17 protein-coding genes are annotated in these 21990 nt (G+C 38.6%); 8 read left to right on the forward strand and 9 right to left on the reverse strand.

From position 1 onward, the window contains the following. Positions 1–60: 60 nt before the first annotated feature. A complete protein-coding gene (locus tag CH362_RS18155) occupies positions 61–1110 on the reverse strand; it encodes a DUF3089 domain-containing protein (protein WP_100711731.1) in 1050 nt (349 codons plus the stop codon). A 350-nt stretch (positions 1111–1460) separates the two neighbouring features. Between CH362_RS18155 and CH362_RS18160 the strand changes: the two genes are divergently transcribed. Both CH362_RS18160 and CH362_RS18165 read left to right on the forward strand, forming a co-directional pair. Continuing rightward, a complete protein-coding gene (locus CH362_RS18160; protein ID WP_100711732.1) occupies positions 1461–2282 on the forward strand; it encodes an extracellular medium-chain-length polyhydroxyalkanoate depolymerase in 822 nt (273 codons plus the stop codon). A gap of 56 nt (positions 2283–2338) precedes the next feature. Then, entirely contained in the window at positions 2339–2926 is a 588-nt protein-coding gene (locus CH362_RS18165; RefSeq protein WP_100711733.1) for a hypothetical protein, read from the forward strand. A gap of 73 nt (positions 2927–2999) precedes the next feature. Here the strand turns inward: CH362_RS18165 and CH362_RS18170 are convergent, their stop codons facing one another. Continuing rightward, complete coding sequence (locus CH362_RS18170; RefSeq protein ID WP_100711734.1) at positions 3000–4076, reverse strand: hypothetical protein; 1077 nt, start codon at positions 4074–4076, stop codon at positions 3000–3002. 333 nt (positions 4077–4409) lie between these two features. Between CH362_RS18170 and CH362_RS18175 the strand changes: the two genes are divergently transcribed. Beyond that, positions 4410–6629 (forward strand): SpoIIE family protein phosphatase, encoded by a 2220-nt coding sequence (locus CH362_RS18175; RefSeq protein WP_100711735.1) that lies wholly within the window; start codon positions 4410–4412, stop codon positions 6627–6629. Between the two features lie 19 nt (positions 6630–6648). Beyond that, on the forward strand, positions 6649–7545 hold the full coding sequence (locus tag CH362_RS18180; RefSeq protein ID WP_100711736.1) for a bile acid:sodium symporter family protein: 897 nt from the start codon (positions 6649–6651) through the stop codon (positions 7543–7545). Between the two features lie 59 nt (positions 7546–7604). Here the strand turns inward: CH362_RS18180 and CH362_RS18185 are convergent, their stop codons facing one another. The 3 genes from CH362_RS18185 to CH362_RS18195 form a co-directional block, all read right to left on the reverse strand. Beyond that, a complete protein-coding gene (locus CH362_RS18185; RefSeq protein ID WP_100711737.1) occupies positions 7605–8930 on the reverse strand; it encodes a thiolase family protein in 1326 nt (441 codons plus the stop codon). A gap of 218 nt (positions 8931–9148) precedes the next feature. Then, positions 9149–10474: a thiolase family protein gene (locus CH362_RS18190; RefSeq protein ID WP_100711738.1), complete on the reverse strand. Its 1326-nt coding sequence runs from the start codon at positions 10472–10474 to the stop codon at positions 9149–9151. Positions 10475–10526: 52 nt separating this feature from the next. Next, positions 10527–11390, reverse strand: coding sequence for a thioesterase family protein (locus tag CH362_RS18195; RefSeq protein ID WP_100711739.1), 864 nt, complete (start codon positions 11388–11390; stop codon positions 10527–10529). Positions 11391–11544: 154 nt separating this feature from the next. Here CH362_RS18195 and CH362_RS18200 point away from each other — a divergent pair, with 154 nt between their 5' ends. Next, on the forward strand, positions 11545–12156 hold the full coding sequence (locus CH362_RS18200) for a TetR/AcrR family transcriptional regulator (protein ID WP_100711740.1): 612 nt from the start codon (positions 11545–11547) through the stop codon (positions 12154–12156). A 5-nt stretch (positions 12157–12161) separates the two neighbouring features. Here the strand turns inward: CH362_RS18200 and CH362_RS18205 are convergent, their stop codons facing one another. Beyond that, entirely contained in the window at positions 12162–13010 is an 849-nt protein-coding gene (locus tag CH362_RS18205; RefSeq protein ID WP_100711741.1) for a hypothetical protein, read from the reverse strand. A 960-nt stretch (positions 13011–13970) separates the two neighbouring features. On the opposite strand from CH362_RS18205, the gene CH362_RS18215 reads away from it, so the two are divergent. Continuing rightward, positions 13971–15872, forward strand: a complete 1902-nt coding sequence (locus CH362_RS18215; protein WP_208859617.1) for a CASTOR/POLLUX-related putative ion channel — start codon at positions 13971–13973, stop codon at positions 15870–15872. A 39-nt stretch (positions 15873–15911) separates the two neighbouring features. Further along, on the forward strand, positions 15912–17582 hold the full coding sequence (locus tag CH362_RS18220; protein ID WP_100711744.1) for a DUF6055 domain-containing protein: 1671 nt from the start codon (positions 15912–15914) through the stop codon (positions 17580–17582). Positions 17583–17588: 6 nt separating this feature from the next. On the opposite strand, the gene CH362_RS18225 is transcribed toward CH362_RS18220, so the two are convergent. The 3 genes from CH362_RS18225 to msrB all read right to left on the reverse strand — a co-directional run bounded on the left by CH362_RS18225 (position 17589) and on the right by msrB (position 19850). Further along, the gene (locus CH362_RS18225) at positions 17589–18485 is read right to left on the reverse strand and encodes an esterase/lipase family protein (RefSeq protein WP_100711745.1); all 897 of its coding nucleotides are present in this window, start codon (positions 18483–18485) and stop codon (positions 17589–17591) included. Between the two features lie 108 nt (positions 18486–18593). Then, positions 18594–19439: an isocitrate lyase/PEP mutase family protein gene (locus CH362_RS18230; RefSeq protein WP_100711746.1), complete on the reverse strand. Its 846-nt coding sequence runs from the start codon at positions 19437–19439 to the stop codon at positions 18594–18596. A gap of 15 nt (positions 19440–19454) precedes the next feature. Beyond that, a complete protein-coding gene (msrB, locus tag CH362_RS18235; RefSeq protein WP_208859618.1) occupies positions 19455–19850 on the reverse strand; it encodes a peptide-methionine (R)-S-oxide reductase MsrB in 396 nt (131 codons plus the stop codon). Between the two features lie 360 nt (positions 19851–20210). Between msrB and CH362_RS18240 the strand changes: the two genes are divergently transcribed. Further along, positions 20211–21974, forward strand: coding sequence for an acyl-CoA dehydrogenase family protein (locus tag CH362_RS18240; protein WP_100711748.1), 1764 nt, complete (start codon positions 20211–20213; stop codon positions 21972–21974). Positions 21975–21990: the final 16 nt, after the last annotated feature.

The raw sequence follows: 21990 nt of genomic DNA on the forward strand, positions 1-21990 counted from the left end.
AAGGTCAAGCGACATTTCGATTTTATTGAAGCAAGTCGAAACGCCGCTTAAGTGATATTTCTAACGTTTTCCTTTTTTATTAAAATATTCTTCTAATCTTTCTTTTACGTTTTCTCTGATATCTAAATAGAAGAGTCCATAATCCGAAATATGATAATTTTTCTTATTCCCTCTTCTAGATTCATAATTCTGATTGGAAGGTAGATCTACCCAAAGCATCTCACCTTCACATTTTGTTCTAACATAGGACTTGTCCAATTCGGAAAACTGGATACCAACTCCACCCTTATGCTCTTCCTTAGGAGTTTCAGGACTGTTTTGAGTCCAGTTTACTGGATTCACGCAAACTCCTCCTACATATCTTTCTGGAGGAAGTGCAAAATCAGAAAGTTGAGAACCCCATTTTTTGGAATTCCAACTGATATAACATCCTAGGTCTTTGGAGTTCTTACATACTTTTAGATTTTTAAATTCAGAAGAATGTACTGCCCAGCCAGGGAGATATGCCGCAACAAAGTTCGGGACCTTCTTCATATCCAAATATTCTTTTAGTACATGAATAAGCATCATAGAACCTTGGCTATGGCCCGCGATAAAAAACGGTCTTCCTTGGTTATAATGTTTTATGTAATGATCAAATGCAGATAGAACATCTTTTTTTGCAATCTCGAACGCCTTCTCTCCATTTCCAGAATCATCAATAAAAGAATATAATGCGGCCTGCCTGTATCTAGGTGCATAAACTTTTGCAGATTCATTAAAAACAGATGCCTGCATTTTTAAGGGAGAAAGTCCGTAAACGATCAGACTACTTCCTATCTCTGCATTCCACCTTTCTGCTTTAATAAAAGTTGTAGGATGAACGAAGAATACGTCTGCCCTCGCAATATTCTGCCCATCTTTAAAACCGGAAATTGCAGGAACTTCATCTGGATCATCCCTTAATTCAGGAAGAGCTGCCCAAGATTCTTTTTTAGAATAATCAGGAGAAGTGGGAACATTCTCCTGCGTAAAAGGACCAGAAGGTTTAATCAAATACAGAAAGATCGAAGTACAGTTTGAAAATAAAAATCCCCAAAACAATATAGAAGAATATAAGAAAAGTCTCATACGTTAGAAATCCTCCTCTTTCCCTCTGATTTTATTTTGGGAAAGATAGCAGAAGATATAAAGCAATATCCGTGCCGAGTGGAGAAGGTTCCAAACTTTCAATCATTCGCATATAACAGCGATTCTACTAGTTTGGCGGAATAAAAATCGATTGAAATCAATCAATTGTCCATTTTCAGCGATTGAAACTGATCATCCAAATTTTTTTAGAATAACGATTCAGCGAATACTTTCAAAATTTTGAATCCATTTTGTAGAACATATGCTATGCAAAACATTTTTTGCGTTAGGCACAGGTCTTGCTTTAGGAAGCATACCGGCCGAATGAATTCGGTTCGGGGAGGAAAAAAATGCTGAAGAGAATCACGATGTTAATGCCTATACTGATCGGCGCTCTGCTATTTACAGGAGCTGAAGAAGTAGATGCTGCTCGTTGTAAAACAACCGGTCTCTTGATTAAGACGACTAGTTGCTCTTACTCTACAAAAAAAATCGAAGCTAGACCAGGGATATTTAGGGATGTAAGATACCAAGTACCTGAAGGAACTGCTCCTGCTGGCGGATGGCCAGTCGTAGTGATGTACCAAGGATCTTTCTTTACGGTACAATTCTCCCGTACTCAAGGAGAACCGTTCGGTGGATATTACGAAGTAAAAGTCATCGAGAAGATGTTAGATAATGGATTCGCAGTGATCGCTCCGGACGCGGGATTGGATCTTTTCTGGGAAACCAATTTACCTACGATCTATGAACTGACAGCAGATTACATTTTCTTAAATAATCTATTCGCTGCTATCCGTAATGGAAGTTTTGGTCCTATCAATTCGAATAAAAAATTCGCAACAGGTATTTCCAGCGGAGGATACAACACAAGCCGTATGGCAGTATCTTTCCCGGGAGAATTCAAAGCGCTGGCGATCCAATCCGGCTCTTATGCTACTTGTAGCGGAACGATCTGTATTGTTCCAACTCTTCCTTCTAATCATCCGCCTACATTCTTTATGCACGGATTCTTGGATGCAGTCGTTCCTTGGTGGACCATGGATTTGTATTATGACAAACTCAGATCCCAAGGAATTCCTACGGACAGATATACGGATTACCTAGCTGGACATGAATGGGTATCCGCATCCGCAGGAAAAATATATTCTTGGTTTAACCAATACCGTTAAGTAAATTCCAACTCGAATCCGGTGTTCCCCGCCGGATTCTTTTTTTAGGAAAAAGTATGAGATCATTATCTAAATTCCGAATTCCAATCTTCTTATCTCTTTTCATTGTAATAATACTTTGCCTTTATTTTATATTTTCCGGATCTGATCCTAAAAACACCTCTAGTTCGAAAACTCCCGAGTCCTCAGAAGAACAGTTCAGCTTTACAGAAACAACCACCAATGACCCTAATTTTACTGAAGAAGCTCCCGAAAGTGATCTGGATAAAAATTTTACGGACTCTTTTGTATTAATCGAATTAGTCGGTTTTCCCTTTTTATCTAAGACCCGAGAGATTTTTGAAAACTTAGGTGAGAATATTTTCAGCCCAGATCTAAACCAAACCGAGAAGACAAAATCTTTTCATGAAAAACTAGAATATTTAGAGAACAAAAAATCTTTTACAGGCCTAAACAATTTCGAAGAAGAAGAATATCTTATATTGCAGTTGAGAAAAAAAAAGGATCTTCGAGAGATCCTATACAAAACATTCGAAAAGCTTAAAGAAGAACTTTCTGAGACCCGGAGAAAAGAATTCCGAATGGAACTGGAATCTTTAGATCGGTCGATCTCCGAACTTTCTCAAAAATCCGGAAATCATTAGTCTTATTTACGCATTAGGCCGATCATTTCGATCGACCTTTTTACTTTCTATTTTCCTATCCGATATATCCTTTTTAGAATGTAGTAGTGAATACTGGTCCGATTGCCCAGGATCTATTAAAGCTAAACAAGATCTCAGGTTCAGAGTATGCATAGTTCGCCATGATCCCCATATTAGGATGTAGGAATACTAACAAGGTCGCAGAAACGTTCCAAGCAGCTTGGGTGAAGTTTCTTCTCGCATTTATTGTAAGGCTTATGAACTTTTTATAATCCATAAAGAAAACAACTCCTGCACTTCTCGCCTGTCTAGACACTTGTGTCATCGAATCCACTGTGCTCACAGAACCAACTCCTTGGTAATACCAGGCGTCCAACATTCCATTTGGATCTGCAGGATATCCATTCACATTATTCTGAACAGTTCCTGCAGTAGTTCTTACATTGATATGATATTCGTTACCTGCATATTGGAAGTAAGGAGTGATATACCAACTTTGAATAGGCAACTTGATACGAAGTCCTGCCTTACCCACATCAGAACTATATCCATCGTCCGCGTCTATTGTAGGAAAGGATTCGTAAAGCCCGTTACCCACAGTAGTGCCGACAACATTACGCGCCTTATAATAAGCTCCGAAGGCTGCGTATCCTATTCCCACCATAGGCTGAACATAACGACTTATATTCATGTAATAATCTAAGTTGGTAGAATATACATTACCTCCCGCATTTCCTTCAGCAGTGTTCACTCCTATTGGAGGATTTCTAAGAGGAGCAAAATTCACATCCACTCTGGCATATGTAGCTTGGAAAACTAGAGAGTCGCTTAAGACCATGAACTGTAATCCTTTCTGAGGACCGATCCCTTCTACTCCCAAGTCCATAGCTCCATTTTGTGTAAGACCACTTGCTCTACCTAAAGAGGGAATTTCCCTTTGGCCAGAGTTTGGATTTACATAGTTAAACGGAAGTTTCGTTTGTAATTGTAAATCGAATTGCCCAGCAAAGGCTCCTAGTAAAATTCTCCATTTGTCTTTAGGTGGTTCCGCAGTTTCTTTTTCCTCTGCGGAGATCGGTAAGACCATAAGTGAAAGAAAAAGTGAGAGAACAAAAGCTCTCACTAACTTCCATTTCCATCCGTATCGCATTAACATTCTCCTCGTTATTTATACGAGTCCTCTAAATCCAATTTGAAGTTTTCAGAAGACTAACCTCCTTAAGCAGTTTTCGTGCCAGAAAGAAATTTATTAAACTCCACGACAAAACATGCATAAAACGAGGAATTAAAGCATTCCAATAGACAACTGATTAAAATCGATCGACCGTTCTTTACCATACTGACTGAAAACAATCAATGTTTCAGATTTCAAAACGATTGGAATAAATTAAATGCGGAATCGGTGCAAGATATGAGAGATCATCTAAAATAAAAATCTAAACTAACATTGGCACAGTTCCTGCTAAAAGCCCTTGGGGGCTTTATGAGTTTAGAGCTGACTTTTTTTTCTTTTGGATCTTTGATCGTTTGTATATTTACCGCGGTGCTTGGAAGTTTTTTAGCTGCCATCCGGAATAGATCCAAATCCAGTTCCTATTTGGCTGGCGCATTCTTTCTATTATCAATTCACGCATTTGCATTTGTAATCGCGTATAGTATAGATTCTCCTATAGCTGCTTATCATAGATGGTTGATCTTAGCTGTAATCCCTGCATTCTCTTGTATGGGGCAGTTCTTTTTCTTTTATCCAAGTCCCGTTAATGAAAAATTTGCCTTTCGTTTCTTAAGCGGCCAATTATTCGTTTGGCTCACCTTTTCTATATATTATATTTTTAGCACGTTCAATAAAGCTCCTATATTCGATTTCTCAGAACAAATATGGACCTTCTCTCTTCCTTCAGAGAATAAGATTCTTGGAGTATTGGTCTTAGTTTATTCTTTTCTTATGATCTTTACGGGGATATGGAGAAGCTGGACTGCTCCCAATGAATCCAATCGTTTTACAGGACTGTTCGTTCTATTTTTTTCTCTGCTAATCTTTCCTCCAGTGATAGCAAATAGTATGAGTCGAGCAGGATTGATCTCTAGAACAGACTTCCTGACTATTTATACATTCTTCATGATCCCAGGAAGTTTTGTGATCCTGGTACTTTATATTAACACTACTTCGGACCAAACTCGTTTTCTAAACAGGATTACCGGGATTTGCCTGGGAACATTCTTACTCATTCTATATTGGATAGGGCTCGCTTCTATTTCCAGGCAAGAAGATACATTCGATCTGAGTAAATTAAGAGAAGCAGAGAATTCGATTTTTATTAAGAAGAATATTTCAGGCTCAGGCTTTACTGATTCTCACAAAATATATGCAAGACAATCCTCAGGATATTATGACTCTGTTTTCCCTTCGGAAGCAGAACGTTATTTTGTAGAAGATAACAAAGAAAAATCTAGATCCGTATTATATAAGTTCAACTTAGAAGATCACAAATACGAGGCAAGATTTCCATATGAAGAATATAGAAACTTTCTTCATAGAGCGATCCGACCTTATTTCGCAGTTTTATTCATCACTGTACTTGTGATACTTTTCGGATTCAGACTTTTTTTCAGAGGAGCGATTTGGAATCCCCTTAAAAATTTATTAATAGGGATTGGAAAAGTAAACCAAGGAGATTTAAACACAAAGATCCAAGTTCGTATCCAAGACGAGATCGGCTTTCTTACCGATTCATTCAACGGAATGGTAAGTTCCATTCGAGAAGCAAGAACTGCTCTTTCAGTATACGCTGATACATTAGAAGATCAGGTTAAGGATAGAACTTCCAGACTTACAAAATTATTGGAACAACAACAAGGAGATTATTTTTTAACATCCCTTCTACTTAAACCTTTCGGAATAGAGACAATTCAAAACGGAAAAGTATTCGTAGAATCATTCACTCGCCAGAAAAAACAATTCGTATTCAAAGAACAAAATCACGAGATCGGTGGAGATCTTTGTATGTCTACCAGCCTCAAGATAGGAGGTGCAAATTGTATTGTATTCATGAATGCAGATGCAATGGGAAAATCTATCCAAGGTGCGGGAGGTGCGATCGTCTTAGGTTCCGTATTCGGCTCCATCTTAAACAGAACCAGACTATTCGAAGATAAATCTTTAGAGTTCAGCCCTCAACGTTGGTTGAGATCCGCTTTTTTAGAACTTTCTAAAGTGTTTGAAATTTTCGAAGGAAGTATGTTGGTCACTGCAGTCCTCGGAGTAATAGAAGAATCCACGGGCAAAACATATTTAGTAAACGCCGAACATCCTTCTCCTATCTTATACAGAAATGGAAAGGCAAGTTTGATCCCAACCAAACATTTTTTCAATCGTATAGGATTACCTTTCGATCCATCTGCAATATTTACAGTTCAATCGTTTCAACTAAAGAGTGGAGATTGTTTGTTCTTAGGTTCAGACGGAAAAGACGATTTGATAGTGGGTATACGAGAAGATGGAAGCAAAGAGATCAATGAAAACCAAGAAGCATTTTTATCCAGAATTGAAGAAGCAAAAGGAGATCTACATAAGATCTACCAAGATATGGAAGAATATCTCACCGATGATATTTCCTTTTTAAAGATAGAATACTCATATTCTAAAGAGCCGCTTAGAACAAACGGACAACCTACAAGACTCGTATCAAAAGAAATAAATTAAAAACAATAAGGAGAAAAAAATGCAAAGTGGATTTTTACTGGAGATAGTTCTCCCGGTCTCACTTTTTATAATCATGTTCGGGATGGGACTTTCTTTGACACTCAAAGATTTCGAAAGAGTGGCTCTATTTCCTAAAGCCGTATTGGTTGGACTTTTAGCCCAACTTTTACTATTACCGTTTTTAGGATTTATGGTAGCTACGATGTTCCATCTGGAACCATTGCTTGCAGTTGGATTAATGGTATTGTCTTGCTGTCCTTCTGGCCCAACTTCAAATATGTATTCATATTTGTTTAAAGGGGACGTAGCCCTATCAGTAACGTTAACCGCTTTAATTAGCGTGATCAAACCTTTCACTCTTCCATTTTTAACTTACTATTCAATGGTATATTTTATGGGAGAAGGAAAAACGATAGATCTTCCTATTCTTAAAACCATCTTACAACTTTTTGTAATTACTGTTCTTCCTGTTGGAATAGGAATGGCTGTAAAAAATTACTCTCCGAAATTCGCAGAAAGTTGTGAAAAACCAGTAAAAGTTTTTTCAATGATCATTCTATTTGCGATCATTGCTGGGTTAGTAAAACAAAACTGGGAAAAGATGTGGGGATTTTTTGCTCAAAGTGGAGCAGCAGCCCTTACTATGAATTGTATCTGTATCAGTCTTGGATTTTTACTCGGGCTACTATTACGATTAAGCAGAACCCAAGCTGTTACAATCGCTTTCGAGTTAGGGATCCAAAATGGAACCACTGCACTCCTGGTGACTGGCACGATTCTGCAAGTCCCTACTATGACGGTTGTTCCTATCACTTATAGCCTTCTCATGTTTGTGACGGCACTCGTATTCGGGTTGTTCATCTTGAAAAATAGAAGATCCATTTTGGACCAACCTTCTTTAGAAAGAGCAAGTTAGGATTTAGATACAGAAGACCCCGAAAGATTTTTTCCTTCGGGGTCTTGGTTAGAATTAAGTTAAGCTTTATATCTTTCGATCAGCATGGAACCAGCGATTCCTCCGTGAGCACATGCAGTAAGTAACACTTTATTTGCTTTAGGATCTTCTTGTAAATCCATGATCGCGTTATTCACCAAACGAACTCCAGTGGCTCCGAATGGGTGGCCAATCGCAATAGATCCTCCATTAGGATTGATCTTCTTCTCATCGAATCTTTTTTCCCAATCCCAACCAGTATCCATTTTCAACTGTTCCATAGCGGCAACAGCAGTAGAGGCATAAGCTTCATGGATCTCAACGTAATCCATATCTTCTAATTTCAATTGTAGGTCTTCTAACAAACCTTCAGTCGCAACTGCTTGTCCAAGTCCCATCAGATTCGGATGAACTCCTTTCATTCTCCAGCCTGAAAGTAATCCTTCTATCTTTAAGCCAAGAGCTTTTGCTTTTTCTACGGTGGTGATAATCACTCCTGCAGCTCCATCTGAACGTGGACTTGCATTGAAGATAGAAACTGTTGGTCCATGAGTTTTTTTAAGATCTTTACCGTATTTTTTCTTAAAGTCTTCAAACTTGCTTTGAGGATTATCGAACAGAAGCATTGCTCTTCCCATACGACTTGGATTTTCTACGAGACCTTTTCTGAGCTCTACTGCCTCATCAATTTTCAGCATATTACCTTCTTGGTCTTTTACGGGAATGATAAATGGTTCATATCTTCCTTGCATAGAAGCATCGTAAGTACGTTTAAATGATTCAAATGCAACCTTATCAGTAATCTCACGAGATAATTCGTAGTTCTGTGCGAGAATCTCCGCAGTCACCTGCATGCCGTAAGAATTCTCTCCATCATCTAAACCATCTTCTAGAGTATCTCTAAGCTCCACTCCTTCCGGAAGGTTGTCTGGTAGGAGTTTATTCAATTTTTCTAATGATCCAGTTTTCTTATTCAGACGTGCATTTTTTACTATAAAAGGCATATCAGTCTGGGATTCTTCTCCGATTACGAGAAATACTTCTCCTTCTCCCAATATAATCCTCCTTGCTGCTTCTGAGACTGCCTCCAATCCAGATACACAGTTATTAGATAAAGTGATAGAAGGAATTTCATCTCTAAGTCCAATCAGATTTGCGATTACTCGAGCGGGATTCGGAGAACTTGGGAAACCTTCTCCCACTACGATCCCGTCTATATCTTCTTTTTTGATCCCACTTTTTTGTATAATACTCTCGGCTACGATCTTACCCAAATGATGAGCAGGATAAGCCCCCAATCCTTTTGCGATCTGAGCGAATGGAGTTCTTAAAGGTGTGCAAATTGCGAGTTTAGTTTCGAGTTTCATCGTTTTTCTCCCGATTATATTTCGAAAATTTTCAATTCGTGTATATACACCATTTAGACCACAAAAACTATAACATTGAAAGCAAAATATTCCGAGGCAACGTATATAAAATATTTAAGTATATAAACGAAAGAATAAGCAAAGATATTGAAGAAGATATAAAAAACCCCGAAGAAGTTTCCTTCTCCAGGGCTCGATTCAATTCTATAAGTTAAAAATTAACCTTCGAATCTTTCGATGAGCATAGCTCCTGCAATTCCACCGTGAGCGCAAGCAGTAAGAACTACTTTTTTAGCTTTAGGGTCGTCTTGAAGGTCCATGATCGCATTGTTCACCAAACGGATACCAGTAGCTCCGAATGGGTGACCGATAGCGATAGATCCACCATTAGGGTTGATCTTCTTCTCGTCGAATTTTTGCTCCCATTTCCAACCGGTATCTTTTTCGATTTGAACAAGAGCTGCAACTGCAGTAGCTGCAAATGCTTCGTGGATCTCAACGTAATCTACGTCTTCAATCTTAACTCCGGTGTCTTTAAGAAGTGCTTCGGTAGCGTAAGCTTGTCCGATTCCCATCAAGTTAGGATCTACACCATACATTTTCCATCCGGAAAGAACTGCTTCGATCTTTAATCCAAGAGCTTTTGCTTTTTCAACAGTAGTTAAGATAACACCAGCTGCTCCATCAGAACGAGGGCTCGCGTTAAAGATAGAAACGGTTGGTCCGTGAGATTTTTTAAGATATTTGGAATACTTAGTTTTGAACTCATCAAATTTCATTTGTGGGTTGTCAAAAAGAAGCATTGCTCTTCCCATACGGCTTGGGTTTTCAACAAGTCCTTCACGAAGTCCAACTGCTTCATCAATAGTAAGTTCAGTTCCGTCTTCGTCTTTCATTGGGATGATGAATGGAGCGTATTTTCCTGCTTTAGAAGCTTCTAATGCTCTTTTGAAAGATTCGAAAGCTAATTTGTCAGTGATCTCACGAGAAAGCTCGTAGTTCTGAGCAAGGATCTCAGCAGTTACTTGCATTCCGTAAGAAGTTTCTCCGTCGCCAAGTCCGTCTTCAAGAGTGTCTCTAAGTTCAACACCTTCCGGAAGATTGTCAGGAAGAAGTTTTTTCAGTTTATCCAAAGATCCTGCTTTCTTGTTCAATCTTGCGTTTTTCACAACGAAAGGCATAGAAGTTTGGGACTCTTCTCCGATTACTAGGAAAAGTTCACCTTCTCCAAGAATAATACGGCGAGCTGCTTCAGAAAGAGCTTCGATTCCGGATACACAGTTATTGGAAACAGTGATCGAAGGAACTTCGTCTCTAAGTCCGATTAGGTTAGCGATCACTCTCGCGGAGTTCGGAGCGTTAGAGAAACCTTCTCCAACTACGATTCCGTCGATTTGATCTTTTTTAACTCCACTCTTTGCAATAATGTCTTCAGCCACTATACGACCTAGGTGATGGCCAGGATAGGGTCCTAAAGCTTTCGCAATTTGAGCGAAGGGAGTTCTTCTTGGCGTACAAATCGCCAATTTTTGATCGAGTTTCATTGTCTTTCTCCAGACCTTTTATTTGATACGTTCATTAGAATAAGATAATATTTCATTTGGAGGCTCCCTCAGGAAACTCGGTGACCCTTGCGAATACTTTCAGCAAATCTTCTCCAGGTTTTTTAGGTCTAGACTTGCTTACGGATACTACGAGTAGATCATCCATGGATTCCGCTAAAATTTCTCCAGTTTCGGAGTCGCTGACTTCTTGTCTCATACGGCTCCAAATTTTATCAAAACTATGAATCCAAGTTTGTATCTTAGCTCTTCTACCTGCGGCGAGAGGTTTACGATAACGGATCTTTCCACCCATATAGAAAAGTGTGGTATCCATTGCGACCAGATCCTCTAGGCTAAGTCCACATTCTGCAGTGAAATTCCAGCGACCTTCTTCCAATAGTCTCCAATAATGAGAAGGATTATAGTCACCGAATGGATTTCTTTCGCAGTAGAAAAGATCCCTTACTGCAAGTGTGCGCTCGCAAGATCCGGAAAAAGGCGGTATAGATTCAAATGAAGAGATTAATTCTTCGGAAGGATCTTGGGCTACAATTAACTGGAAAGGTTTTCCGTCCTTCTCCGTTCTTGCTAATGTTCTGATCTCCGCGGCAACTTTTCCGTTTGGATCCAAAACTTCTTGGGAGAAGGTTAATAGGCCATCTTGGCCGGAACGATAATTAGTGCGTATGGATAACTCAGTGTTTTCCATTTGTTGAGCAAGAAAGCGTATATCTGCCCCGACGGTTTGTAATCGAACTGATTCTTCGATCATTCTTTTCCAAGAATATCCCGCTTCTTCTAAGATACGATATCTATCCCCTAGGCAAGAATCCTCATAAGTCCTGCTAGTGGTATGTCTTTGCGTATCTAGATCCGAAAATCTGGTTCTGACTTGTTCTTTTTCCGTAACAGACATTTTGAACCGTCCTGACAATAGCTTAGACCCCTGGGAAATCGGGGCAATAAAAAAATACAGAACGTTCGTTCTGGTTTTTTATACGCTAAACCCAAATTCTATTGACGAAACGAGGTTTTTAGGGCAATACTGAAAAAATAACGTATTTAAGCACATGACCGCTCAGAGAAAAAAAAGAGATTCCGGTGCCAGTGTCCGAGAAAGAATTCTAGATACTGCGACAGATCTTTTCTATAAACAGGGATTTTCCAATACCGGAATGAGACAGATTATCCAAGAATCCGGTTCAGTAGCTGCTAGTCTTTACGATCATTTTCCTTCTAAAAAAGAATTAGGGATCGCCTACCTTGCTCGTCAGGAAGAAAAGACTCTTTCTGATCTTGCTTCTCTTATGGAAAGATATCCAGAGGTCCAAGAATTTTTAAGAGCTTGGGTGATCTTGAAAGAAAGACAGATCCGCCATCATGAATTTTTCGGAGATCCGTTTGCAGGTTTTGCAAATCAAGTTATGGATGCGGATCCTGAATATACAGAATTTCTAAAAGGTATCGCTGAAAAATGGACCAAGATGATCAGAGATTATCTTAGTCGCGCAGTTGCTTCAGGACAATTTTCTAGAACTATGGATATACAATATACTTCTAGAAGAGTTTTGATGGCGTATCATGGTTCCATCACTCTTTGGAGAATGACCAAAGATCTACGCTATATCAGAGAAATGGAAGATAGTCTTAGAGAAATTTTCGAAGACTATACCGCTAAATAAATCGATCATCTCCGAGCCTTTGCTCCGAATTTGATCTTAGAAGCAGATTTATTCTTTTGAGGTTCTTCAATTACATCTCTCAATTCTGTTTTTTCTGCATGTAAAAGTTTCAAAGGACTTTCTACACTTACCTTACAGTCCTGCATATGTGATGCAGAGAAGTTTGTAACCGCCAACATCATCTGGGTCCAAGCTGTCATAGTTTCCGGATTTCTTTTTGCACTTTGTAATCCGTATATGATTGGATCTTTCATCTTATCCATCAAATTGCAGGAAGGAAAATAAATCCCCGCTCCCTTCTTCAAAAATCTAGAAACTGGAATAAAAAGAAAATTTCTAATATGGCTCGGTTTCCCTTTAGAAGCCTCAGCAAACTTCAGATATAGGATCAGATTTTTCTCAGCAAGAGCTTCTGCCTCTTTGATCGAGGCGGGATTCTTTTTCAAAATAGAAGAAGATTTTGCAAATCCTCTTTCAATCTCATGTCGGATATGACGAGCGCATAGATGTTGGATCATCTCCCATCCGCCAAGTACAACGGCTTGAGGACGATAATAAGCTATCGAGTCATCACCTTCTATATAGAAATGCTTTCCTTCTTTCTGGTTCAAATCATAATACAAATCCCCAATGATCACACTATTAGAAGCGTGTTCCTCAGCAGATTGCCGTAACTCGTCCAAGGCAACTGCATCGGTCAGAGGAACAAAAGAATCATTTCCAGCCAAAAAATCTAAACAACTCCCGATAAATTCGTGATGTTCACTATGCTCCTGGTAAGCGGTTACCTGGGGAGAATTACAGGAGAATAGAAATAATAAACTAGATAGAAAAAAGAAAGAGATGCGAGCCATAATCTAATCGAGCGAGTATCTCACATTCCTGGAATTTTGTCGGTCAAAATCTTATATCGAAATTTGTAAATATTCAGATTTAGATTGATTATAAATCAGATTCTATGGCGGCAATTCTTAGGACTAAATTTCTTTTAAAACAATCTCTCAGTTGGGATATCTTTTCCGAAAAATTATGTTTGATAATTAATAAAAAACGTTATTTTTTCTTCTGTGAATCGGACCAAGATATTCTCATCTACTTATAAGTTAACAATTAGATTTTTCCGATCTGGAATCGTTTGCCTATTATTCTTTTTGCAATGTTCGTTACTACCTCTTGACTTTTTATACCCAGAAAGTGTTAGTACAGATGGATACAGTCCATCCTGTATAGCATTCAAATTATATAATACTACTTGCCCAAACTGCAAAATGAATATAGACATAGGTTTGGGGACTTTTAGCTTATTTACAAATAGTTCGATAGAATACCCATATACTAATTCTCCGAGGAACCACTCTCAATCTTCAACTACTCCACAGCATTGGGCGTCGAATCATTCTGAATACGTTCATATAGAAATGCCTTCTCCTTCTGGCACTATGGTTTTAAGTCAAGGTCTCATTTTTGAATTTACAGATTCAAATTCTAAAGTGTATGAAAACTTTGATGACAGTTTTCAAATAGAGCAGACTCTCTTTTTTCCAAACTCTTACGATTCTGGAATTTCAGGAACAATCTCTGGGCAGCTTAGGAATAAAGCCGATTTTTCTGAGATAATCAATGTAAGCGGTTCAATCCAAAATTTTACTTCAGATTATAGTCCAATAACCTGTTCAAATGGAATGTAAGCTTAATAAATATTCCCGAACATGATATTTTCCGCTGGAAATAAATAATTATTACTTCACCCTTCTCCCCTCATGAAAGATAAACCTGGGATTTTCAAAAAGCTCCGTTACCATTTCGATAATTTTATGTCTAGGGGAGGAGGTTCCGTATTCGCGGCATTGATGACTCTCTTCTTAGGAGCATTCGTATTCTTATCTTTTGTAAGGATCCTCGGAGCGTTCTTCTTTCCGGATGAATCCATTAAAGAGTCAGGCGATTTTTTATGGAGAGTATTTTTACAAATCTCCGACGCAGGGGCTGTCGCAGAAGACGGAGAATCCAATGGGTTCAATAAGATCATCGGTATCTTAAGTGTATTTTCAGGTTTGGTTTTATTTTCGAGCTTAGTTGCATTTATCACAAACCAATTCGATCAAAAAATACAAGAGCTCAGAAAGGGAAAAAGTGAAGTTTTAGAATCTGGTCATACTTTAATCTTAGGATTCGGAATACGGACCATTGAAATATTAAGAGAATTGATAGAAGCAAACTCTTCTGAATCAGGAAAGGCAGCTGTTATACTCGCGGACAAAGACAAGGAAGAAATGGATGATTTCCTTTCGGAAAATTTACAAAATACGAAGACAACAAAAATTATCACAAGATCAGGATTACCTTCTCATCTTCATTCCTTAAAAAAAGTAAATGCTTCCAAGGCAAAAAGTATCATCATACTAAATCCTTCAGGTTCGGAGGAATCAGAAGAAGGTAAATCTATAGGAGATGCAAAAGTATTAAAGTCCATCATGGCACTCGTTGCATTAAACGGGGAATCTGGACTTCCTCCAATAGTCGCAGAACTCCATGGATTAGAAAATCGAAATATTGCTACAGATCTTTCCGAATCAGTTCAGGTAATGGATGAAAGAAGTATTCTTTCTAAATTGCTTGTACAAACTTCCAGGACTTCTGGTCTTGCGATCGTGTATTCTAATTTGGTTGGTTTTGAAGGGAATGAGATCTATTTTTATAAACCTAAGAATGGCTGGAGAGGTTTAAATTTTTCTGAAATTTCATTTAGATTCAAAGAGTCTGTTCCATTGGGTTTCAGAAAAATTAACGGAACTATCATTTTAAACCCAACTCCTGAATATTTACCAGAGAATGAAGAAGACGCAATCATTCTTGCAGAAGATGATTCTAAGATCAAATTTGATGATAAACCTGTGACTGTGAATGCAGCACTTTCTTATCCGAATACAACTTTATCTAGGCCAATCGATAAACAATTGATCATTGGCTGGAATTCTAAGAGTAAGATCATCGTGAATGAATACGCAAAATTTTCTTCTCCCGATTCTCAAATTGATCTTTTGATAAACGAATCCAACGAAGAGATCAAAAATGCTCTCGCAAAACTGAAAACAAAATATCCTCAGATCAAACTAAGATCCTTGATCGCAAATCTTTCCCAAGAAGGCATTTTGGAAAAACTTTCTCCTGAACAGTATGATTCCGTAATATTCTTAGCGGAAGAAAAGGAAAATATTGAAGAAGTAGATGCAAGAACCATTTCTCTTCTATTAAGATTTCGCCAATACTTTAAGAAGAAGCACCAAGCTGGTGGTAAAAAGGCAGAAACTCAGCTAATTACGGAAATTATGAATTCCGAAAATACAGAATTAGTTTTGGAAACTGGAGTGAAAGATTTTTTAATCTCAAACCAATTTGTTTCCAAAATGATGGCCCAGGTTTCCCAAGAACCAGATATAATGAGAGTGTATGATAGTTTATTCGATCCGGATGGAAGTGAGATCTATCTTAAACCTGCATTTTTATATTTCGAAGATTTTCCAAAACGTGTAAATTTTGCAGACTGCATGTTAGCGGCTCAACAAAGAAAGGAAACCTGTTTTGGAATTAGGATTGTCTCGGAAGAAACAGATGAGTCCAAGGGTTACGGAGTCTATCTGATCCCGGATAAATTGGAATATTTTACCTTACACGAATCTGATTCTTTGATCGTCTTATCCGAAGATCAATCTTAGTTTATTTCGTCTCTTCTTAGATAAACCGGGAGAAATACATTGAGACTAAAAATTTTTCAGATCGTATTTTATACTCTGCTCTTTGCTTCTGCATTTTATGCACAAGGCCAGGCACCCAAAGTAGATTTGGAAAATGGTTCTAATTTTCCCAAGTATAATTTATCAAATTGGAAAACCGCTCCTTCCAGTTGGGAAGAATTGGATAAATTTCCTTTTCCAGAAGGAAAAGATTTTGCATTAAAAATCCCGAATGCAGTTGGATATTATACAGGTCCAGATGGCGGAACTGTTTATCAATGGAGTCCTGGAGTTTATAAATGGGATCTGAAAGATGGAACTAGTTTTATGCATAGATCCTCTGAGGAATGGGGATTAGAAAAAGAAGGAATTAAGATCTACTCCTGGCCCAAAAAATGCGCAAACTGCCAATCAGAGAAAGTATTTACCTTTCCAGATAAATCCCAAATCACAGCTTCTTTTTATTCTGTGGCTGGTAAGTTAGAATACTTGTATGAGAACCCTGCAGAAAAAAAATTCTTTAGATTCACTAAGCCGGGAAGATACGGAAAACTTTCAGAAGAGAAGGATCGTTTTTATTTCGAGTTCGAACCTAAAAACTCTCTTTTCGTTCATGCATTTACAGAATCCAAAACTACTAAAGATTTTTTTAGAAAGGCGGAGAATGATTTCGATCTGGTATCTTCTTCCAAGATACTCGTAGCTTTCTTTCAGGATACTAAGTCTTTTAGAGAATTCAATAATATAGCAGGGATAGTATGTAGTGGAGGAAGAGGTGGGATTTACGGGATCAGTTTCTGTGACCCAAGTTCTGAGAAAGATATGATCCTAGAAGATCCAGATCCTGAAATCAAAAGACATCAATATTCTACCCAACCTACTCATATGGTCTATCATGAGATCACTCATCATATGCAGCAGATCCGATGTGGCACAATTCGAACCGGAAAAAGCCAGCCTCCTATTGTTCAACCTGCTTGGCTTGTAGAAGGTCATGCCGAGTTTGTAGCCCAATACGGTTGGCCAAAATATAAAGGAACCAAGTATAGAGAATATTATGAAAACTTTATTCTCAAAAAAAATAAGTTGTACTTGGAAAAATCAGATCCTTATCTTGCAGGATTTTTAGCAATGGACTTCATTTCTCAAAAATACGGGAATTCTAAGGTCAGAGACCTCTGGGATAAAACCTGCGAAGGAGAAAATATAGATTCTGCATTAAAATCAGTTCTCAACTCTAATGTTTCCAAATTACAATCGGATCTATTGAACTATTTGGATTCTGAATCAAAAGATCTTCCTGCAAAATTTTTGGAATGGGAAATCATTGGAACTATTACCTTACCTTTTGCTTCTTCGGAAGCTTCTTCTTTTAAAACGGAAGAAATTGCGGACTTAACAAATATTACTGATCCCTCTTCTATTCCTGATATTAGGATTCCTTTCTCTTTGAAGATAGAATCTCTAAAAGGTAAAGCAGAAGGAGTGTTTCAATCTTCGAGAAAGGAAAGAGTTTATCTTTTTAAGAATGGAACCTATAGATTCGAAACTCCAAAGTATCAGGTGAATGTATTCCCTGATGGAACTACAAGTTTTACTTCTGAAAAAAATTTGATTACTGTTTGGGGAAATGGAACAAGGAAATGGGACTCCGGCGGAAAAACTCTTACGTATTTTCCGCCGAAACAATAAAGGAGTTTAACGTTTCTTCTTGGGTTTTGCTTTTTTAGGAGCAGCTTTAGCTACTTTCTTTTTGGCAGGACTTGTTTTCTTAGCAACAGAAGTTTTAGGAGAAACTTTTTTGGAAGGAGCAGAAGTAACTGCTTCCTTCTTCGTATCTTCCTTAGCAGCTGGTTTTTGTTTAATCGGAAGTGGGTCCTTCTTCTCTTCTGAAGTAACTAAAGAGCCAAGGCATTCTATTCCTAGCGGTCCTAAGTATAAATTCAAATGTCCATATTCAGGGATCTCTACATCATCAAAATGACCGAGAGTAGCGCTTTCCCAAGGACGGACGATACCTTCTCCCTTTGTAAAGACCGCTTGTACATTATGAAATTTTGAATAAGTTTCTACAACTTCCTTAACCAATTTGGATCCAGGCATCATCTGCCAGGTGCAAGGAAAGATCGGAGCAAGGTAAGCCATATAAGTTCCGTGCATAGGAGATCCTACCACGAATATTTTTCTGACTCTATCTCTTCCCTTATAACTTAAACCTGCAGCGATAAGTCCTCCCATGGAGTGGCAGATCAAATAACAATCTTTGATATTCTTCTCTATTAGAAAATTCTCAAGTATCTTACTTTTTTTACGGATATTCCCGGTCTGGAAACCAAGTGGAACCACATATACAGGATGCCCAAGAGAGATTAAATGTTTGCGCATCGCGGTCCAGGTAAGACCTCTTCCTAAAAATCCAGAAACACATACGATGGGGCGTTTATATCCCTCAGTATGATCCGGAAGTTCTATAAAGATCCCCAGGATATGACAGAAAAAATAATATATATGGTGATAGATCTCAGCTAAATGTTGTACGATTACAGGACGGATATTCCCTTTTTCGGGAAGGTAAGTAAGATGGTCTCTCTTCATTCGGTTTCTGCCGCGGGCGAATATCCCGCCCTACGGTAGAATCCATTCTCAGCCCCGAGGCGCAAACAGAATTTTATGTCATTCTGCTCTATGAAATATAGGAGAATGTCATTTTGTTTTGGCCTCATATTCTGCAAAAAAATCGCATAATTCTTTATGAGAATACTGATGATCTGCATAGGTAAATGTGCCCAAGTTCTTTATTTCCAATGCAGCCTGTCGAATGAGATGAAAACAAGCTCTAGCAAGACTTCCGCCTATACTAATTCTTCGAACTCCTAGAGATCTTAATTCTTCTACAGTAAGTTGGTTATGACTTAAACCCATTACCACATTCAGAGGGCCATTGATAGAATTTACCAATGTGCCTATCGTTTTAGGATCTCCTATCCCAGGTATAAAAAGACAATCTGCTCCTGCCTCTTTATAAGAATTACAACGGGTGATTGCTTCTTCCATCGCATTAGGATGATTTGTTAAGAATGCATCTGTTCTAGCAGTTAGAGTAAATGGAATACCGCTTTGATCTGCGACATTTCTGATGGCAGAAATTCTTTCTGACGCTAGTTTGATATCTAACAAAGGAGAAGAAGGATCTCCACTTAGATCTTCTATATTACAACCGACCACTCCAATTCCAATCGCTTGTTTTACAGTTTCAGCGACTTGAGAAGGTTGGATCCCATAACCACCTTCCAGATCCGCACTTACTGGAATTCCTACAGAATCCACTATAGATTTTACTTCGGTAAGCATGTCTTCTTTGCCCATGATCTGGTGATCAGGTAACCCTGCTGCAAAAGCGATACCAGCACTCGTAGTCCCAATCGCAGAATATCCTGCACCTGCCAACATACGAGCGCTTCCCGCGTCCCATGCGTTAGGCATTACAAAAATATCTTTTGAATGTAAGTTACGGAATATTTCGCCTAATCTCTTTTGCGCAGAAGCCATACTTTCCTTTGGATATTAATCTTTTTTAAACTTTAAAGAAGCTGAATTGATACAATATCTTAGCCCGGTCGGTTCAGGACCATCAGGGAATACATGTCCTAAATGTCCTCCACATCTGGCGCACATAACTTCTGTGCGGGTCATTCCATGGCTTGTATCTGTTTCGGATTGAACAGACTTATCAGCTGCAGGTTTATAAAAAGAAGGCCAGCCGCTTCCTGATTCATATTTTGTATCCGAGCTGAATAATTCTGCACCGCAAGCGGCACAAAGGTATTTTCCTTTATCTTTATTATAATAATATTCTCCGGTAAATGCCCTTTCTGTCCCCTTCTCTCTAATGATCCGATATTGATCAGGGCTTAGGACTTTTTTCCATTCATCCTCTGACTTCTGCACTTCGTATTTCATCTTACCTCCTTTCTTATCTTTTGGAGCTCCTACAGATTCGGAACATCCTGACAAAACGTATCCTAATAAACATACAAAACCGATACATAGTCCGATTTTATTCATGGTTCTATTCCTCGCCAGATACTTCGGTTTCTTCCCGAAAAGGTTACTTTTAAACCGTGGTCTTAAAGAGTTAAATTATTGTGATTTGTTCGAATTGTAAAGCTCAAACATTTTTCCAAACACCTGTTCGGTTCCTTCTCCTTTGTTCGCATTACAAACCAAAGTTTCGATTCCATCGACGAAGTGAAGGTAATACTTGACACAAGCTTAATAAAGCAGTACACCTAAAGGCCTTAAGCGACAGGGAGTATACAAATGATTCAAGGAAACTATTTCCAAGATAACACCGACTTACAAACTCATTTTGATAATCTTATAGATTGGAAGGAGATCATAACAGCATACGAAGGCGATTTTCATGACGCCGCCAAATACAAGCAGACTAACGACGACAGGTTTGCATATGCACCTTCTACCGTACAAGAAGCTATAGATTATTATAAATCTACTGTGGATGCATTGGGAGAAATTATGGGGGACTTTGTGGCTCCTCGTAGTAAGGAAATGGACCAAACAGGTTTGAAATATGAGAACGGCAAAGTTACATTTCCAAAGGCACAAGAAGAATGTTATAAAACCTTAAAGGATGCAGGTCTTATGCCTATTTCCATCTCTAGACAATATGGAGGTTTAGGCTTACCTGCAACTGTACAATCCATTATGTGTGAGATTGCTGCCAGAGCAGATGCAGCATTCTGTTTAGCATACGGAAATATTAATATAGTTGAGATCATGGAAAGATTCGCGTCCGAAGAGATGTGCAATGAATGGTTGCCTCAAATCGCCGCAGGAAAATTCAGCGCCGCCATGGCTCTAACAGAACCTAATTATGGCTCAGACCTTCCTAATGTACAAACCAGAGCAACTCAAGATGCTGATGGAACCTGGAAAATTAACGGGGCAAAAAGGTTTATCACTCATGCATGCGGTTATATAGATTCTCCTTCCGTTATTCTTACGTTAGCGAGAACAGGAAGTCCAGAAAGTGGAGCAAGAGGCCTTTCATTCTTTTTAGTACAAGGCAAGGACGTTCATGTTGCAGGAATAGAACATAAAATGGGATTACATTGTTCCCCTACCTGCGAAGTGGTTTTTGAAAATTCTCCGGGATTGCTGATCGGAAAAACTGGTTACGGTCTTGTGAAATATTCCATGGGAATGATGAATGCTGCAAGACTTACAATCGCAACTCAATCTTTAGGAATTGGAACTGCCGCTTATTACGAAGCAAAAAAATATGCCTCTGAAAGAATACAATTCGGTAAACCAATAGAGAAGATACCGGCAGTCCGAAAAATTTTGGATAAGATGGAAAGAGAAATTTTAGCTACAAGATGTCTTGTTTCAGAAACAGGAAGAGCAATCGATCTTTATCATTGGAGAAAAGAAAGAATGCTGAAAGAAGAAGGTAAGAGCGAGAGAGATGTAAACCAAGACGAAACAATTCGCCGTTGGGAAAAACTCGCAGACTTATTCACTCCTATGAGCAAGTATTATGCTTCCGAAGGTTGTGTGGCTCTTGCATCAGATGCAATCCAAATCCATGGTGGAAGTGGATACACCGAAGATTACGATGTAGCGAGGATCTACAGAGATAGTAGGATTACTACAATCTACGAAGGTACAACTCAATTACAGATCGTCGCTGCAATCGGAGGAGTAGTTTCTGGAATGTCTGCAAGTGGACAACTAAGAGCTTACGCAGAAGAAGAAATGTCCAAATTTTCTCCATCAACGGATCTCAAATCTCTTTGGGAAAAATTAGAACAAGCAGTTCATTCTTACAAATCGATTGGAGATGGTTTTACAAAAGACGAACTCGCCTTCGAAACTGTCGAGATCGCAGCAAGATTTATAGCAGGAATGCTTTTAGAAAGATCTTTAAGCCAAGTGGATGGAGATCTGAGAAAACAAAGAACCAAACATTCACAAGATTATAATATAGATTCTTTAGCTATCGCAGAAGGAAATCTATTACGTTTAGAAAGAGCAAATCGCCAGGCTACAGCAGCGGTTTAAAAAGTAGAACGGCCGG

The organism is Leptospira saintgironsiae, assembly GCF_002811765.1.
GTDB classification, from domain to species: domain Bacteria; phylum Spirochaetota; class Leptospiria; order Leptospirales; family Leptospiraceae; genus Leptospira_B; species Leptospira_B saintgironsiae.